General features: G+C 69.4%; 18 protein-coding genes. 15 read left to right on the top strand and 3 right to left on the bottom strand.

Features of this window, described 5'->3' with window-relative positions; translation table 11 throughout:
* The first annotated feature begins 40 nt into the window (after nucleotides 1-40).
* Nucleotides 41-1882, top strand: a complete 1842-nt coding sequence (locus tag AB0J62_RS28880; RefSeq protein ID WP_363877611.1) for an ABC transporter ATP-binding protein — start codon at nucleotides 41-43, stop codon at nucleotides 1880-1882.
* Entirely contained in the window at nucleotides 1879-3675 is a 1797-nt protein-coding gene (locus AB0J62_RS28875) for an ABC transporter ATP-binding protein (RefSeq protein ID WP_363877609.1), read from the top strand. The genes AB0J62_RS28880 and AB0J62_RS28875 overlap by 4 nt, the downstream gene beginning before the upstream one ends.
* A 184-nt stretch (nucleotides 3676-3859) precedes the next feature.
* On the opposite strand, the gene AB0J62_RS28870 is transcribed toward AB0J62_RS28875, so the two are convergent.
* Complete coding sequence (locus tag AB0J62_RS28870; RefSeq protein WP_363877607.1) at nucleotides 3860-4174, bottom strand: Fe-S cluster assembly protein HesB; 315 nt, start codon at nucleotides 4172-4174, stop codon at nucleotides 3860-3862.
* Nucleotides 4175-4303: 129 nt separating this feature from the next.
* Complete coding sequence (locus AB0J62_RS28865) at nucleotides 4304-5311, bottom strand: hypothetical protein (RefSeq protein WP_363877605.1); 1008 nt, start codon at nucleotides 5309-5311, stop codon at nucleotides 4304-4306.
* 165 nt (nucleotides 5312-5476) lie between these two features.
* On the opposite strand from AB0J62_RS28865, the gene AB0J62_RS28860 reads away from it, so the two are divergent.
* On the top strand, nucleotides 5477-6343 hold the full coding sequence (locus AB0J62_RS28860) for a GNAT family N-acetyltransferase (protein WP_363877602.1): 867 nt from the start codon (nucleotides 5477-5479) through the stop codon (nucleotides 6341-6343).
* A 9-nt stretch (nucleotides 6344-6352) separates the two neighbouring features.
* On the opposite strand, the gene AB0J62_RS28855 is transcribed toward AB0J62_RS28860, so the two are convergent.
* The gene (locus AB0J62_RS28855; protein ID WP_363877600.1) at nucleotides 6353-7456 is read right to left on the bottom strand and encodes a dipeptidase; all 1104 of its coding nucleotides are present in this window, start codon (nucleotides 7454-7456) and stop codon (nucleotides 6353-6355) included.
* 64 nt (nucleotides 7457-7520) lie between these two features.
* On the opposite strand from AB0J62_RS28855, the gene hisI reads away from it, so the two are divergent.
* The 12 genes from hisI (at nucleotide 7521) to AB0J62_RS28795 (ending at nucleotide 16787) form a co-directional block, all read left to right on the top strand.
* Nucleotides 7521-7850 carry a phosphoribosyl-AMP cyclohydrolase gene (hisI, locus tag AB0J62_RS28850; protein WP_363877598.1) on the top strand — a complete coding sequence of 110 codons (330 nt, stop codon included), beginning with the start codon at nucleotides 7521-7523 and terminating at the stop codon, nucleotides 7848-7850.
* Nucleotides 7847-9349 carry an anthranilate synthase component I gene (locus AB0J62_RS28845; RefSeq protein ID WP_363877596.1) on the top strand — a complete coding sequence of 501 codons (1503 nt, stop codon included), beginning with the start codon at nucleotides 7847-7849 and terminating at the stop codon, nucleotides 9347-9349. The genes hisI and AB0J62_RS28845 overlap by 4 nt, the downstream gene beginning before the upstream one ends.
* Complete coding sequence (locus AB0J62_RS28840; protein ID WP_363877594.1) at nucleotides 9346-9876, top strand: Trp biosynthesis-associated membrane protein; 531 nt, start codon at nucleotides 9346-9348, stop codon at nucleotides 9874-9876. The genes AB0J62_RS28845 and AB0J62_RS28840 overlap by 4 nt, the downstream gene beginning before the upstream one ends.
* A 55-nt stretch (nucleotides 9877-9931) precedes the next feature.
* Complete coding sequence (locus AB0J62_RS28835) at nucleotides 9932-10189, top strand: HGxxPAAW family protein (protein ID WP_363877592.1); 258 nt, start codon at nucleotides 9932-9934, stop codon at nucleotides 10187-10189.
* Between the two features lie 13 nt (nucleotides 10190-10202).
* Nucleotides 10203-11009, top strand: coding sequence for an indole-3-glycerol phosphate synthase TrpC (gene trpC, locus AB0J62_RS28830; protein WP_363877590.1), 807 nt, complete (start codon nucleotides 10203-10205; stop codon nucleotides 11007-11009).
* A 76-nt stretch (nucleotides 11010-11085) separates the two neighbouring features.
* Nucleotides 11086-12297 carry a tryptophan synthase subunit beta gene (gene trpB, locus AB0J62_RS28825; protein ID WP_363877587.1) on the top strand — a complete coding sequence of 404 codons (1212 nt, stop codon included), beginning with the start codon at nucleotides 11086-11088 and terminating at the stop codon, nucleotides 12295-12297.
* Nucleotides 12290-13114: a tryptophan synthase subunit alpha gene (trpA, locus tag AB0J62_RS28820; RefSeq protein ID WP_363877585.1), complete on the top strand. Its 825-nt coding sequence runs from the start codon at nucleotides 12290-12292 to the stop codon at nucleotides 13112-13114. Before trpB ends, trpA begins: the two co-directional genes overlap by 8 nt.
* Before the next feature lie 64 nt (nucleotides 13115-13178).
* Nucleotides 13179-13796, top strand: coding sequence for an SCO family protein (locus AB0J62_RS28815; protein WP_363877583.1), 618 nt, complete (start codon nucleotides 13179-13181; stop codon nucleotides 13794-13796).
* A complete protein-coding gene (locus tag AB0J62_RS28810; RefSeq protein WP_363877581.1) occupies nucleotides 13793-14272 on the top strand; it encodes a MauE/DoxX family redox-associated membrane protein in 480 nt (159 codons plus the stop codon). Before AB0J62_RS28815 ends, AB0J62_RS28810 begins: the two co-directional genes overlap by 4 nt.
* Nucleotides 14269-14964, top strand: coding sequence for a thioredoxin domain-containing protein (locus tag AB0J62_RS28805; RefSeq protein WP_363877579.1), 696 nt, complete (start codon nucleotides 14269-14271; stop codon nucleotides 14962-14964). Before AB0J62_RS28810 ends, AB0J62_RS28805 begins: the two co-directional genes overlap by 4 nt.
* Nucleotides 14965-15028: 64 nt before the next feature.
* On the top strand, nucleotides 15029-16069 hold the full coding sequence (lgt, locus tag AB0J62_RS28800; protein WP_363877577.1) for a prolipoprotein diacylglyceryl transferase: 1041 nt from the start codon (nucleotides 15029-15031) through the stop codon (nucleotides 16067-16069).
* Nucleotides 16062-16787: a VIT1/CCC1 transporter family protein gene (locus AB0J62_RS28795; protein ID WP_363877574.1), complete on the top strand. Its 726-nt coding sequence runs from the start codon at nucleotides 16062-16064 to the stop codon at nucleotides 16785-16787. Before lgt ends, AB0J62_RS28795 begins: the two co-directional genes overlap by 8 nt.
* Nucleotides 16788-16794: the final 7 nt, after the last annotated feature.

Raw genomic sequence — 16794 nt, 5'->3', positions numbered from 1 at the left:
CCTGTGTCCCACGTATGCACCTGACTGCCTGGAGTGTGTCTTGCCTGTCCCGAAAGTCCCCGACAAGGGCAGCGTCACCCGGCGGGGGTTCGGGGTGCTGCGGGTCGCGATCTGGGAGGAGCCGGGCATCTTCGCGCTGTCCGTGCTCGCCAGCATGCTGTACGGCGGGATGACGGTGGCCGGCGGCTGGGCCCTCGGCTGGTCGACCGATCACGTGATCCGGCCCGCGTTCGAGAGCGGCGAGACCACCACCGGCGCGATCCTCACGCTGATCTCGCTGTTCCTCGGGATCGCGATCCTGAACGCGATCGGCGTCGTCGGGCGGCGCCTCGGGGCCGGGGTGATGCAGTTCCGGCTGCAGGCGACGTACCGCAACCGCGTCACCCGGCAGTACCTGAAGCTCCCGCTCGAGTGGCATCACCAGCACTCGACCGGCATGTTGCTGTCGAACGCGAACGCCGACGTGGAGTCGACCTGGTTCGTGATCGCGCCGCTGCCGATGGCGATCGGCGTGATCGCGATGCTGGTCTTCGCGACGATCGCGATGTTCGCGGCAGACGTCTGGCTGGCCCTGGTCGGATGCCTGGTGTTCCCGCTGGTCTTCATCGCGAACGTGATCTTCCAGCGCTACCTGCAGCCGCTCGCGACCCGTGCGCAGCAGCTCCGCGCCGACGTCTCCGAGGTAGCGCACGAGTCGTTCGACGGCGCGCTCGTGGTGAAGACGCTGGGCCGGGAGGCCGCCGAGACCGAGCGGTTCCGCGGCCCGACGAACGCGCTGCGCGACGCGAACATCGCGGTGAACAAGGCCCGCGGCATGTTCGACCCGGTCATCGACGGTCTGCCCCGGCTCGGCGTCCTCGCCGTACTGCTGGTCGGCGTCGGCCGGGTGCGGTCCGGCGGCGCGGATGCCGGTGACGTCGTGCAGGTGGCGTTCCTGTTCACGCTGATCGGGTTCCCGATCCGCGCGCTCGGCTGGGTGCTCGGTGAGCTCCCCCGGTCGGTCGTCGGCTGGGACCGGGTGCAGCGCGTGCTGACCGCCGAGGGCGGCATGGAGTACGGCGAGGCCCGGCTCACGTCGACGAAGGCGGCCCGGCTCCAGGTCGCCGGCGTACGGTTCGGATACCTGCCCGAGCGGGACGTCCTCGCCGGGATGGACTTCACCATCGAGCCCGGGCGGACGGTCGCGGTCGTCGGGCCGACGGGCGCCGGCAAGTCCACGTTGACCACGCTGCTCACTCGGCTCGTCGACCCGGAGCAGGGCGCGGTCAAAGTCGACGGGATCGATCTGCGGGACCTGGCGCGCGACGAACTGGCCGGCTCGGTCGCGCTGGTGGCGCAGACCGCGTTCCTGTTCGACGACACGATCCGCGGCAACATCACGCTCGGCGGCGACTACAGCGACGACGACGTGTGGGACGCGCTGCGGATCGCGCAGGGAGACGGGTTCGTGAAGGCGCTGCCGGAGGGACTCGACACCAAGGTCGGCGAGCGCGGTACGACGCTGTCCGGCGGCCAGCGACAGCGGATCGCCCTGGCCCGTGCCCTCGTACGCCGGCCGCGGCTGCTGATCCTGGACGACGCCACGAGCGCGGTCGACCCGCAGGTCGAGGCACGCATCCTGGCCGGGCTGCGAAGCGCTGTCCACGACGACGCCGGGGCGGCGACGACCGTGCTGGTGATCGCGTACCGGAAGGCGACGATCTCGCTCGCCGACGAGGTGCTGTTCATGGACGACGGCCGGATCCTCGCGCACGGCACCCATACCGAGCTGCAGTCGTCGACACCGGCGTACCGGGACCTGGTCGACGCGTACGAGAAGGACGCCGAGCGCCGGCTGGAAGAGGCGGAGCTCGATCTCGATGCTGAAGGAGCGACAGCGTGAGTGCCGCGGAAGCGTCTCGGCTTGACCATGGCGACAATGCGGGTGGTCTGCAGACCCTCAAGGACGGGTTGAAGGTCTCACCCGAGTTGGCGCGTGGGTGGGGGTTGACCGGGATTCTCGCGTTGACGATGACCGCCGGGCGGATCGTCGTACCGATCGCTGTGCAGCAGACGATCGACAAGGGACTGTCCGGCCCCAACGGTCCGGACATGTCGTACGTCGCCTGGATGTGCCTAGTCTGCGCGCTGGGCGTGATCCTGACCGCCGGAGCGTCGTACCTGACGACTGTCCGGCTGGCGATCAACTCGGAGTCGGGGCTGGCGACGATGCGGCTCAAGGCGTTCCGGCACGTGCACGACCTGCCGGTGCTCACGCAGAGCACCGAGCGGCGCGGCGCGCTCGTCAGCCGGGTGACGTCCGATGTGGACACGGTGTCGCAGTTCCTGCAGTTCGGCGGGTTCATCTTCATCGTGAGCCTCGGGCAGATGGCGCTGGCGACCGTGGTGATGTTCTTCTACTCGTGGCAGCTCGCGCTGGTCGTGCTGCTGTGCTTCATCCCGCTGTTCGCCAGCCTGAAGTACCTGCAGCGCGCGATGTCCGCGGCGTACGGCGTGGTCCGGGCGAAGGTCGGCGAGATGCTGTCGGCGATCTCGGAGCCGGTCGTCGGCGCGCAGGTGGTCCGCTCGTACGCGATCGAGAAGCGGACGCAGGACCGCATCGACGCCTCGATCGAGGACTACCGCAAGACCGCGACCAAGGCGCAGGCGATTACCGGTCTGACCTTCTCGATCGGTGGTCTGGCGGCCGGTCTCGCGAACGCGGGCGTGCTGACGGTCGGCGTACTGCTCGGAGTGGACAAGCAGGCGACGCTGGGCGAGCTGCTCGCGTTCATGTTCCTGGTGTCGCTGTTCTCCGACCCGGTCCAGATCGCGACGCAGGTGCTGACCGACGCGCAGAGCGCGTTCGCCGGTTGGCGGCGGGTGCTCGGCGTGATCGCGACGCCGGCCGACGTCGTGGACCCCGGCGAGGACGGCGTGAAGCAGGCGCGCGGGCCGATCACGGTCGAGTTCGACCACGTCGATTTCGCTTATCCGGAAGGCGAGCTGGTACTGCGCGATGTCAACGCACGGATCGCGCCGCATCGGCGGGTCGCGGTCGTGGGCGAGACCGGCTCCGGGAAGACGACGTTCGCGAAGCTGCTGACCCGGTTGATGGACCCGACGTCGGGAGCGGTCAGGCTCGACGGGGTGGACGCTCGCGAGATTTCCTTCGAGTCACTGCGCGAGCGGGTCGTGATGGTGCCGCAGGACGGGTATCTGTTCGACGCGTCACTGGCCGAGAACGTGCGGTTCGGCCGGCCCGAGGTGACCGACGCGGAGTTGGTGACGGCATTCGAGTCGCTCGGGCTGACGGACTGGCTGGAGTCGTTGCCCGACGGTCTGCAATCGCCGGTCGGCCAGCGCGGTGAATCGCTGTCGGCGGGGGAGCGGCAGTTGGTCGCGCTGGTCCGCGCGAACATCGCGGACCCGGATCTGCTCGTGCTCGACGAGGCGACGTCCGCGGTCGACCCGGGCACCGAGGTGCGGGTCAACGCGGCGCTCGAGCGGCTCATGGCCGGACGTACGTCGGTGACGATCGCGCACCGGCTCTCGACGGCCGAGGCCGCTGACGAGGTGCTGGTGTTCGACGACGGGAAGATCGTCGAACGCGGACCGCACGCGGAGCTGGTCGGCGCCGGTGGCGTGTACACGCAACTCCACGACAGCTGGATCGCCCAGCGCAGCGCGATCTAGCAGCGACGTCCAGCACCGACTTCCAGCAGCACCAACCAGCAGCGCGGTTCAGCAGCGCGATCTAGCAGCGCGGTCCGGGGGCAGACGCGTGCGCGCCGGCCGGGATCCAGAGGTAAGGATCCCGGCCGGCGCGGACGGTAGCCAATCAGGCGCGGTCAGTGCCTGATCAGCTCGTCGCTCGTCCTCAGGGGGTCGGAACGGCCCCGTTGCCCGGGCCCGGCTGCGGCACCAGCAGGAACTCGACACCGCCCTTGTCGTCGACCGCCGCGTCCAGGATCTTGTCGTCGAGCGCGTTCGCGGCGTTGTGCTCGAGGAACACCCGAGCGCCCGCCTCCTCGACGACCTGATCACCTGGTTGCGGAGCCTCTGTCGTGGTCACCGCGAGTGCCGGATCCGCCGGGTTCTCCTGCGAGATCCGCACCCCGGCCCCTTCCGGCGCGCCTTCGACCCCAGTGATGCTCTTGATCACCAGCGTCGCGTTCTCAGTCAGGGTCAGCACAGCCACTCCATCCGTCGGTTAACACTTGAGCCCGTCCCGTGCCCGATCCCCCCAGTGCCAAACCCCACCCCACCTTGAGCACCCACCAACCACTGGTCTGCCGCGAGAATGGTTGACCCGTGCCCAAGGTCAGGCGACCTGGGCGGGGACGTGGGGCGCGACTCGCCAGATGGGAGGGGCGGTGGTGCGGGAGGTGCCGCGGATGAACGCGGCGCGAAGGCGTGCGGAGAGGTCGGAGTGCGTGGCGACTGCGTCTTCCCAGCCGAAATGGACGAGCTCGACACCCCGATCGGCGAGGCGCTGGTCGCGGCGATGGCTCGCGCGCATCCGGCGCCGTCGCTCCTCAGCCGTGTCCGCGTCGTACTTCGCCAGCCCGTCGGCCTCCGCGATCGTGCGGAAGTCAGGCCAATAGAAGTCGACCCGCTCGGGCATCCAGCCGAATCCGTCGAAGAACTGGACCTGAAGCACCGGTGCGGGCAACCCGGCCACCGCGAAGGTCAGACGTGCGAGCGACTCCAGCACGGATTCGGCTCTCGCATCGCCGAAGTCGATCGCCGCGCGGGCGTTCCGGATCCCGGGCCAGTGCTGTTGACGAGCGACGACGGCCTGCAGATCGGTAACCGGCGTATCGAGGGATAGCGCGTGGTCGACTGTGACGATCGCCTCCCGGAGGGGCAGCTCCCGGGCGAGATCCACAACGGTTCGGGCGAGGCTTGTCACGGACAGCCGAGCTTGGTGTGACACATCACCGGTCGTCAGACCAGCTCGTCGTACGACGACGTCCGGGCGGCGCTGATTGCGCATGGCAGTCGGTGGACGGGTCAGCCACGTCGCGTCGACCGGGGGTGTGGACGAGCGCCGGGCGTCTGTCCAGACCCGGAGCCCGCTCAGCCGGGCCGCGCTGAAATGACTCACCACCGAGTCCGGGTACGCCGCAGCCGCACAAGCGATCACCGCGAGCTGTCCGTCGACGCGTCCGTCGATGTAGTGGCCGTGGTGATGGTGCAGCCATTTCCGGCGTACCAAGCGCCGGAGGTCGGCGTCTCCCAGTCCGATTTCGCGCAGCACGCCCCGCCGTACCGGAGTCCGCGCCGCGAACCGAAGCCTCTCCCGCACGACGTCGTCAAGCCGATCCACCGCCGCATTCTCCCCGCGCCCAAGCCACCCCGCACCGCCCTTCCGCGCTCCCTGTGGAAAAGCGTCTTTGAGCACCCACCAACCAAAGTCCGCGGGAATCCTTGGTTGGTGGGTGCTCAAAGAACCCCGATGCGAACTGTCCCCGGCATGGTGTGGGATCGGGGTATGGCGATTGCGTTGAGTGCGGCGGGGATCGGTGAGTTGGGCGAGGTTGTGGGGGTGTTGCGGGAGTGGCAGCGGGACGGTCTGCCCGTGCAGTTGCATCCGGGGGATCTGGGGTGGTTCTGGCGGTTCGGTGCGGAGGCGACGGCGGTTGCGACCCGGGTCTGGCGGCGGGACGGGGAGATCGTCGCGGTGGGGATGTTGGACGAGCCTGATTGGCTGCGGATGGCGATCGCGCCGGAGCTGCAGCGGGACGACGAGTTGGCGCGGCGGATCGTCGAGGACGTGTCCACGCCGGAGACCGGCGTACTGATCGACGGCAGGGTGGCGGTCGAGACGCCGATGGGAGCGCTCGTCCAGGATCTGCTCTTCAAGGACGGGTGGGACGCGGACAAGCCGTGGGTCCCGCTGCTGCGCAGCCTGAGCGGCCCGGTGCCGGATCCGGAGCTGCGGGTCGACGTGGTCGGTGCGGAGGATGCGCACGAGCGGACCGGCGTACAGCGGGCTTCGTTCGACGGGTCGACCTTCACCGACGACCGCTGGTTCGCGATGGCCGACGGCATGCCGTACGCCGAAGCGCGGTGCCTGATTGCGCGGAACAAGCTCGGCGAGTCCGTGGCGGCCGCGACCGTGTGGTCAGCCGGCGAAGGACGTCCGGGCTACATCGAGCCGATGGGCGTGCATCGGCTGCACCGCGGGCGTGGTTACGGCACGGCGATGGTGCTCGCGTGTGCCCGTGCGTTGCAGGAGCTGGGCGCGTCGAGCGTCTACACCTGTACGCCGGCGTCCAACGACGGCGCGATCGCGACGTACCAGGCCGCCGGTCTCGAGCCGCAGCCCGAGATCAGGGCGCAGAACCGCAACGCTTAGCCGGCACCGTCAGGCGGCCACGTCGTCCGCGGCCCGCAGCACTCGCAGGATGTTGCCGCCGGCAAGCTTCCCGAGGTCCTCGTCGCTCCAGCCGCGGTCAGCCAGCGCGCCGAAAAGCACCGGGTACGACGACACATCGGGCAGCTCGACCGGGAACTCCGGGCAGCCGTCGTAGTCCCCGCCGACGCCCATGTGGTCGATGCCTGCCACCTCGCGGATGTGTTCGACATGCTTGACCACGTCCGCGAGCGTGATGTCCGGGCGCGGTACGCCGTACAGCTCCTCGATCTCCTTGCGGTGTTCCTTGCCTTCGAGTCCGCGCTCCTTGGCCAGCGCGTGCATGCCGTCGAGCCAGTCGACGTATGCCTGCGAGACGAAGTACGGGACGAAGGTGACCATGCACACGCCGTCGTTGGCGGCCAGCGTCTCGAGTACGTCGTCGGGCACGTTCCGCGGCACGTTGCAGATCGCGCGGGACGACGAGTGACTGAAGATCGCCGGCGCGCTGGTGATGCGCAGTGCGTGCCGCATGGTGTCCGCGGAGACGTGCGAGAGGTCGACCAGCATGCCGATCCGGTTCATCTCGCGGACGACCTGCTCGCCGAAGTCGTTCAGCCCGCCGAGCACCGGCTCGTCGGTGGCGGAGTCGGCCCAGGACACGTTGTTGTTGTGCGTGAGCGTCATGTACCGCACGCCGAGCTCGCGCATCACCCGGAGTACGCCGAGGGACTCGCCGATCGAGTGACCGCCCTCCATCCCCATCAGCGAGGCGATCCGGCCGGCCTTGATCGCGGCGTCCACGTCATCGGCCGACGACGCGAGCTGCAGGTCGTCCGGGAACCGCTCGACGAAACGCAGGACGAAGTCCAGCTGCTCGAAGGTACGCCGTACCGCGTGCTCGTCCTGCGGCACCCACAAGGACCAGAACTGCGCGCCGACGTGTCCTGCCCGCAGCCGCGGCAGGTCCGTGTGCAGCTCCGGCACCGAGCCTGCGAGATCGTGCGCGTCGAGGTCGTAGTCGCACAACTCGTAGAACGCGATCGGCAGGTCGTTGTGCCCGTCGATCACCGGATGTTCCCGCAACACGTCCGCGACCCGCGCCTCACTCGTCATCCCGCCATCCTGTCAGTTCGGGACCGTGGTCAACAGCCAACCCCGGATCGGAGACAATGGGTGGGTGACTATCGACGAGTTGACCTTCGACGCGGCCGGGTTGATCCCGGCGGTGGTGCAGCAGTACGACACGCGCGAGGTCCTGATGGTGGGCTGGATGAACGCCGAGGCGGTACGCCGTACCGCGGAGACCAAGCGGGGCACGTTCTGGTCCCGCAGCCGGCAGGAGTACTGGGTCAAGGGTGAGACCAGCGGCCACCGTCAGCATGTGAAGCAGATCCTCGTCGACTGCGACGCCGACACCCTGCTCGTCCTCGTCGACCAGGAGGGTCCGGCCTGCCACACCGGCACCCGCAGCTGCTTCGACAACGGCGAGATCGAGGTGGCGGCATGACAGCGCCCGAGCTCGAGACCTTCCGTGAGTACGCGAAGGACCGCCGGGTCATCCCGGTGACACGGCGGCTGCTCGCCGACGCCGAGACGCCGATCGGTGTCTACGGCAAGCTTGCCGCCGAGCGGGAGGGCACGTTCCTGCTGGAGTCGGCGGAGAACGGCGGGGTCTGGTCGCGCTACTCGTTCATCGGCGTCCGCTCGGCCGCGACGCTGACCGAGCGCGACGGCGAGGCCGTCTGGACCGGCAACCCGCCCGTCGGCCTCCCGCAGACCGGTGACCCGCTGAAGGCGCTGCGTGAGACGCTGGAGATCCTGCACACGCCGCGGTTGCCCGACCTGCCCCCACTGACCGGGGGCATGGTCGGCTTCCTCGGGTACGACGCCGTCCGCCGGCTGGAGCGGTTGCCCGACACAACGACCGACGACCTCGGCCTGCCCGAGCTGACCTTCCTGTTCGCGACCGACCTGGCCGCCCTCGACCACGAGACCGGCGAGATCTGGCTGATCGCGAACGCGGTCAACTGGGACGACTCCGACGAGCGCGTCGACGAGGCGTACGCCGACGCCGTCCGGCGGCTCGACGCGATGGAGCGCGACCTGGCGCAGCCCACCCCGTCGTACGTCGTCCGCGCCGACCGGCGGGCGCAGCCCGACCCGCACCGGCAGCGCTCCAGCGCGGAGTACCGGGAGGCCGTCGAGCACGCCAAGGAGGAGATCCGGGCCGGCGAGGCGTTCCAGATCGTCGTCTCGCAGCGGTTCGAGCTGCAGACCACCGCGAGCGCCCTGGACATCTACCGGGTGCTGCGCCGGTCCAACCCGAGCCCGTACATGTACCTGGTCCGTCTCGACGGCTTCGACATCGTCGGCTCGAGCCCGGAGGCCCTGGTCAAGGTCACCGAGAACAAGGTGATCCTGCACCCGATCGCCGGCACCCGCCGCCGCGGCGCGACACCGGAGGAGGACCACGCACTGGAGGAGGAGCTGCGAGCCGACGCCAAGGAGCGCGCCGAGCACCTGATGCTGGTCGACCTCGGCCGCAACGACGTCGGCAAGGTGTGCGCGCCCGGCACGGTCGAGGTCGTCGACTTCATGGACGTGCGCCGCTACAGCCACGTCATGCATCTCGAGTCGACGGTCACCGGGCAGCTCAAGGCCGGCATGACCGCGTTCGACGCGCTCACCGCCGCGTTCCCGGCCGGAACGTTGTCCGGGGCACCGAAACCGCGGGCGATGGAGATCATCGACAAGCTCGAGGTCACCCGCCGCGGCGTGTACGGCGGGGTGGTCGGCTACCTGGACTTCGCCGGCGACGCGGACACCGCGATCGCGATCCGGACCGCGGTACTGCGCGGCGGAACGGCGTACGTGCAGGCCGGCGCCGGGATCGTCGCGGACTCCGACCCGGCCTCGGAGGACGCGGAGTGCCGGACCAAGGCGGCCGCCGTACTCAACGCGATCGCGGTCGCGGGAACCTTCAGCGACGTATGCAGTGACGTATGAAGGCGCAACGGATAGTCGACCTGCTCGCGCTGGTGGCGCTGGTGCTGCTCGGCCTGTCCGGATACCTGACGTGGGTCTCGGCCAACCCGGGCAACGGGCGCGCCGACGTGGTGTTCAACGGCTACACGATCACCAAGGCGCCGGTCACGCTGGCGCTGGCCTCGGTGGTCGCGGTCGTGGTCACGAAGCTGGCCGGCACGCTGCTGCGGAGAGTTCTGGGCGGTCTGGTGGCGCTGCTCGGGGCGGTCGCGGTCATCGTCGCGCTGACCGTGCGCCCTGGCGGCGCCGAGCTGAGCAGGCTGCGGCCCGAGTTGAGCGATGTGATCGCCGACCAGGTCACGCAGAGCCTGGGAGTGGCGCCGTGGTTCGCACTGGCAGGCGGCATCGCCCTGGTCGCGGCGGGTCTGATCACCGCTGCGACGGCCCACCGGTGGCGGCGGCCGACGGCACGATACGAGCGTGATCCGGCTGCCTCACCGGCCGATCAGTGGAAGGCGATCGACGCCGGGGAGGACCCGACTCTCTGATCGCGGCGGGCTACCGCCACAATAGGACAGGACGACGAGGAGGAGTGGCGCCAACATGGACAATACGGTGGCGGATCAAGGAGCCAATCGGATCGAGGAGGAAGCTCCCCACGATCTGCACGGCAACAGCCCCGCGGCGTGGACCGCGGTGGTGATCGTGCTGGTCGCGTTCACGCTCGGCGCCATCGCGATGGTGCTCGGGCCGAACTGGGTGCTGTTCTGGATCTCCGTCGCGATCGCGGTGCTCGGTGCGCTGGCCGGTAAGGTGCTGCAGTTGCTGGGCTTCGGGGTCCCGACTGACGGCGACCACTGAGGGGCGGACGGACATGACTGTGCTTGACGACATTCTCGCTGGGGTCCGCGAGGACCTTGCGGAGCGCCAGGCGCGGGTCAGCCTGGACGATCTGAAGCAGGAGGCCCAGCGCAAGCCCGACGCCAAGGACCCGATGCCGGTGTTCCGCGGTGACGGGATCGCGGTGATCGCCGAGGTGAAACGGTCCAGCCCGTCCAAGGGTGAGCTGGCCGAGATCACCGACCCCGCCGCGCTGGCCGGGGAATACGAACTGGGCGGCGCGTCCGCTATTTCGGTCCTCACCGAAGAGCGCCGGTTCAACGGCAGCCTCGACGACCTGCGCGCGGTCCGCGGCCGGGTCGACGTGCCGGTCCTGCGCAAGGACTTCGTCATCTCGTCGTACCAGCTCTGGGAGGCCCGGGCGGCCGGCGCCGACATGATCCTGCTGATCGCGGCCGCGCTGGAGCAGGAGGCCCTGGTCTCGCTGATCGAGCGTGCGCACTCGATCGGCCTGTGCCCGCTGGTCGAGGTGCACGACGAGGAGGAGACCCGGCGTGCGGTGGACGCCGGCGCTCAGCTCATCGGCGTGAACAACCGCAACCTGAAGACGCTCGAGGTCGACCGGGACACGTTCGCGCGGGTCGCGCCGACGATCCCGACCGAGCTGGTCCGGGTGGCCGAGTCCGGGGTCCGCGGGCCGCATGATGTAATCGAGTTCGCGCGCGCCGGGGCCGATGTCGTCCTCGTCGGTGAAACCCTGGTGACCGGCCGCGATCCTCGCGCCTCGGTCGCCGACCTCGTCGCCGCCGGATCGCACCCCGCCATCCAGCAGCGGCACTAGCACTTCCCGCCCGGTCCAAACGGTGCGGGGCCGAAACTCTCCCGCGCCTTAGTGCCGGGTTTGGAAGGTTTGTCGGATGTCTACTGTGCTGCCCGACCAGTTCGGGCACTTCGGCCGTTTCGGCGGCAGGTTCATGCCGGAGGCGCTGATCGCGCCGCTCGACGAGCTCACCCAGGCCTGGCGCGACGCCATGGCCGACCCGGAGTTCACCGGTGAGTTCGAGCGGATGCTGCGCGAGTACATCGGCGCCCCGAGCCTGCTGTACGACGCGACCCGGCTGTCCGACGCGGCCGGCGCGCGGATCCTGCTGAAGCGCGAGGACCTGAACCACACCGGCGCGCACAAGATCCGCAACGCGATCGGCCAGGCGCTGCTGACCAAGCGGATGGGCAAGCCGCGGGTGATCGCCGAGACCGGCGCCGGCCAGCACGGCGTCGCGACGGCGACCGCGTGCGCGTACCTCGGCCTGGAGTGCGTCGTCTACATGGGCGAGGTCGACACCGAGCGCCAGGCGCTGAACGTCGCCCGGATGCGGTTGCTCGGCGCCGAGGTGATCTCGGTCAAGACCGGCAGCCGGACACTGAAGGACGCGATCAACGAGGCGCTGCGCGACTGGGTCGCCAGCGTGGACAAGACGCATTACATCCTCGGTACGGCGGCGGGCTCGCACCCGTTCCCGGCGATGGTCCGCGACTTCGTTCGCGGCATCGGCGACGAGGCGCGGGAGCAGTCGCTCGAGCTGCTCGGCAAGCTGCCGGACGCCGCGGTCGCGTCGGTCGGCGGCGGGTCGAACGCGATCGGCCTGTTCACCGCGTTCATCCCGGACGAGTCGGTGAAGCTGTACGGCATCGAGCCGGGCGGCGACGGGTTCGAGACCGGTCGGCACGCGGCGACGATCACCGCCGGGCAGGTCGGCGTACTGCATGGTGCGCGGTCGTTCCTGCTGCAGGACGACGACGGGCAGACGATCGAGTCGCACTCGATCTCCGCGGGTCTGGACTACCCAGGCGTCGGTCCGGAGCACGCGTGGCTGGCGGAGACCGGGCGCGCATCGTACCGGCCGATCACCGACGCCGAGGCGATGGACGCGTTCCAGCTGCTGTCCCGGACCGAGGGCATCATCCCGGCCATCGAGTCCGCGCACGCGGTCGCCGGCGCGCTCGACATCGCGAAGGAATTGGGGCCTGAGGCAACTATTCTGGTGAACCTCTCCGGTCGTGGGGACAAGGACATGGACACGGCCGCCACCTGGTTCGGCCTCGGCGGGACGGAGGCCGGCGATGAGTGAGCTCGTTGCCCTGGGCAAGGCCGGCGTCGCGATCCGGACCGCGAACGCCGCGGGCCGGGCGGCCGTGGTCGGGTACCTGCCGGCCGGCTTCCCGTCGTACGACGGCGCCCTCGACGGCCTGAAGGCACTGGTCGACGGCGGCGCGGACGTGATCGAACTCGGCCTGCCCTACAGCGACCCGGTGATGGACGGCGTGACGATCCAGCGGGCCACCGAGATCGCGCTCGCGGGCGGCGTACGGACCCGCGACGTCCTCAGCACGGTCGAGAAGATCGCGGCGTACTCCGACGTCCCGGTGCTGGTGATGACGTATTGGAACCCGATCGAGCGGTACGGCGTGGACCGCTTCGCCGCCGATTTCGCCGGCGTCGGGGGAGCGGGCCTGATCACGCCGGACCTGATCCCGGACGAGGGCGCGGAGTGGATCGCGGCCGCGGACAAGCACGAACTGGACAAGGTGTTCCTGGTCTCGCCGTCCTCGACGGACGCGCGGATCGCGATGACGACGGCCGCCTGTCGCGGTTTCGTCTACGCGACCGCTGTGATGGGTGTCACCGGCGCCCGGGACAAGCCGTCGGAGCTCGCGGCGCCGCTGGTGGCGCGGGTCAAGGCGGCGACCGAGCTGCCGGTCGGCGTCGGGCTGGGGATCTCGAACGGCGACCAGGCTGCGGGAATGGGTGCCTTCGCGGACGCGGTGATCGTCGGCGCGGCGCTCGTGAGAGCCCTGGGCGACGGCGGCGCGGCCGGTGTCCGGGCACTGACCGAGGACCTGGCCGAGGGCGTACGCCGGGAACCCCGCGCGCCCGCCGAACGTTAGAACCGCCGTGAGTCGAACCAGAATTGTGCGGCCGATCAAGGGAGGGGCCCTTCTCCTGGCCGCGGTGGCTCTGCTCGCCCTCGCGGGCTGCAGTGGCAAGCAAGAGAAGGCCGACAATCCGGGCGGGGCGATCATCCGCAGCAGCCAGGACCCCAACGGGTTGCGCGGCGCCACGCTCGACCAGCCGTACTCGATGCCCGCGACCACGCTGACCGACACCGGTGGGAACCCGTTCAACCTGGTCACGTCGACGAAGAAGCCGGTCACGCTGGTGTTCTTCGGCTACACGAACTGCCCGGACGTGTGCCCGACGGTGATGGCCGATGTGGCGTCGGCGCTGACGAAGCTCGATCAGTCGACGCGCGACCAGATCCAGATGCTGTTCATCACCACCGACCCGTCGCGCGACAGCGGTCCGGTGATCCGCAAGTACCTGGACCGGTTCGACCCGTCGTTCACCGGGCTGACCGGGTCGCTGACGTCGATCAAGGACGTCGCGAAGGCGGTCGGCGTACCGGTGGAAGGGATGCAGAAGCTTCCGTCCGGAGGGTACGAGGTCGGTCATGGAGCGCAGGTGATCGGCTTCGGCAAGAACGACAAGGCCAACGTGATCTGGCTGTCCAACGCCGCCATCGGTGATCTGGCGCACGACTTCGGCAAGCTGGTGGCGGACAACCAGTGAAGGCTTGGTTCCCCTGGGTCTCGCTCGTCGCGCGGCTCGTCCTCGGCAGTGTGATGCTGGTCGCCGGCGCGTTGAAGGTCACCGATCCGGAGACGGCTGCCCAGGCGGTCCGGGCGTACGAGCTGCTGCCCTCGTCACTGGTCCAGCCGGTCGGCTGGGGGCTTCCTTTCCTGGAGATCGCGATCGGGTTGCTGTTGATCGTCGGCTTCGGTGTCCGCGCGTCGGCCGTCGCCGCGGGTGTTTTCATGATCGTGTTCATCGCCGCGGTGTCGTCCGCCTGGGCGCGCGGCCTGTCGATCGACTGCGGTTGCTTCGGCGGCGGCGGTCAGGTCGCCGCGGGGCAGACGAAGTACCTGCAGGAGATTCTCCGGGACGTCGGCCTGCTGGCGCTGGCGGTCTGGCTGTGGCTGTACCCGGTCAGCAAGTTCGCAGTCGTAGCTGAATCACCAGAACGGCAAGGAGTCACCGCGTCGTGAGCACCACCAATCCGCTGCTGCAGCAGAACAAGCGCCGGATCTCACCCGGGATCGTCGTGGTGATCGTCCTGGTCCTGGCGCTCGCCGGCGGGGTCGGCGTGCAGTACTACCGCGGTCACTCCAAGGTCGAGGTCAGCTCGAACGGCCGGCCCGAGCCCACGGTCATCACCGGCCCGGGCACGTCCGGTAAGGGCATCACGGTCGGCAAGGCCGGCGCGAAGGTCAACATCGACCTGTACCTCGACTTCCGCTGCCCGCACTGCGCGGAGTTCGAGGAGGCGAGTGGTGCGACCGTCGACAAGCTCGTCCAGGATGGTACGGCGACGCTGACCTACTGGCCGCTGCAGTTCGTGAATCCCGACGCCTCGCCGCGGCTGGCCAATGCCTTCGCTGCGGCTGCCGCCAACGGCAAGGCGCTGAGCTTCGCCGACGAGATGTACGGCGACTTCTCGAAGTCCTGGACCACGGACCAGCTGATCGAACTCGGCAAGCAGCTCGACGTCGGTGACGAGAAGTTCCAGCAGGCGTTGCAGAACAACACCTACGCGGGCTGGCTCGAGTCGGTGGGCAAGGCGGCCGACGAGCGCGGCGTGTCCGGGACGCCGACGGTCTACGTCAACGGCAAGCAGTTGCCGCCGGACCAGCTCAGCTCCGAGGGGCTGCAGAACGCCGTCGACGCGGTTGCAAGCTGAGGCCCCATCGTGACCGTGCGTTCCTGGCAGTGGTCTGGTCGGTCGAGTAGCGTTCCCCCTTGCCATGTCTAGTCTGATTCCCGCCGTGATGGTTCCGGCGTTCATCCCCAGCCCGAGCCAGGGTGTCTGGCACGTCTTCGGCCTTCCGATCCGCGCGTACGCGCTGTGCATCCTGGCCGGCATCTTCGTCGGGTACTGGCTCGGTCGCCGCCGCTGGGTGGCGCGCGGCGGGTCCGCGCCGGTGCTCGCCGACATCATGTTCTGGGCGATCCCGTTCGGGCTGGTCGGCGCGCGGATCTACCACGTGGTCACCGACGCCGAGCTGTACTTCGGCGAGGGCCGGCACCCGATCGACGCGCTGAAGATCTGGCACGGCGGGCTCGGCATCTGGGGCGCGGTCGGATTCGGCGCGCTCGGGGCCTGGATCGCCTGCCGGCGTGCGAAGGTCCCGTTCCTGGCGGTCGCGGACGCGATGGCGCCCGGGATCGCGCTGGCGCAGGTGTTCGGCCGCTTCGGCAACTACTTCAACCAGGAACTCTTCGGCCGCCCGACCACGAAGCCGTGGGGCCTGGAGATCTCACCCGAACACCGTCCGGCCGGGTACGCCGACTTCGCCACCTTCCACCCGACGTTCCTGTACGAAGCGGTCTGGAACCTGGGTGTCGTCGCCCTGGTCATCCTGGTGGACCGCCGCTACAAACTGGGCCACGGCCGCGCCTTCTTCCTGTACGTCGCCGGCTACACCGCCGGCCGCGCCTGGATCGAGAACATGCGCATCGACACCGTGAACCACTTCCTGGGCCTGCGCCTGAACGTCTGGACCGCCCTCATCCTGTTCGTCCTCGCCGTAGTCGCCTTCATCGTCAGCGCCAAGCGGCACCCCGGCCAGGAAGACATCGCCACCGGCCCCGCCGCCGGCAAACCGGCCACGGACGCCTCCGCCGAGCCGACCGAAGCGGCGACAGACGCGAATGCGACCACAGACGAGGCACCCGACGCACCGACTCCGAACGAGCCCCCGGCCGGAGAGCCGGCAGCCGAGGCGGAAGCGCAGCCGAAGGTTGACGTGAAGAACGGCACCGACTCAGATAGGTCTCGTGACTGAGTCGCCTCAGGTTTCGAATGAGCATCACGGGGACCACACGCACCGTGATGTGAACGGCGGCTGGCTCCGGCCGGCCGTGTTCGGCGCGATGGACGGCCTCGTGTCGAACTTCGCGCTGATCGCCGGCATGGACGGCGGCACCAGCTCCGGCTCGAAGTTCATCATCCTGGCGGGTCTCGCCGGCCTGGCCGCGGGCGCGTTCTCGATGGCGGCGGGGGAGTACACCTCGGTCGCCTCCCAGCGCGAGCTCGCCCACGCCGAGATCGAGATCGAGCGCAAGGAGATCCACAAGCACCCCGTCGACGAGGAGATCGAGCTCGCCGAGACGTACCGCGCGAAGGGCCTCGACCCGGACCTGGCCAGCAAGGTCGCCAAGCAGTTCCACGCGAATCCGGAGCAGGCCCTCGAGGAACACGTCCGCGAAGAGCTCGGCATCGACCCCGCTGATCTCCCGAACCCGGTGATCGCGGCCGCCTCGTCGTTCATCTGCTTCGCGGTCGGCGCCTTCATCCCGCTGGCGCCGTATCTGTTCGGCGCGGGCAGCGTCGTACCGTCCCTGATCCTTTCCCTGACGGCCCTGTTCGTCTGCGGCGCGGTCGTCTCCCGCGTCACCAGCCGCTCCTGGTGGTACTCCGGCCTCCGCCAGCTCCTCCTCGGCGCCGCCGCAGCCGCCCTCACCTACTTCGTCGGCACCCTGGTCGGACCAGGAATCGGCTGACCGGAAC

This window comes from Kribbella sp. NPDC049584, assembly GCF_040675555.1.
GTDB lineage: Bacteria > Actinomycetota > Actinomycetes > Propionibacteriales > Kribbellaceae > Kribbella.
This window is presented reverse-complemented; position numbering and strand designations above follow the sequence as displayed.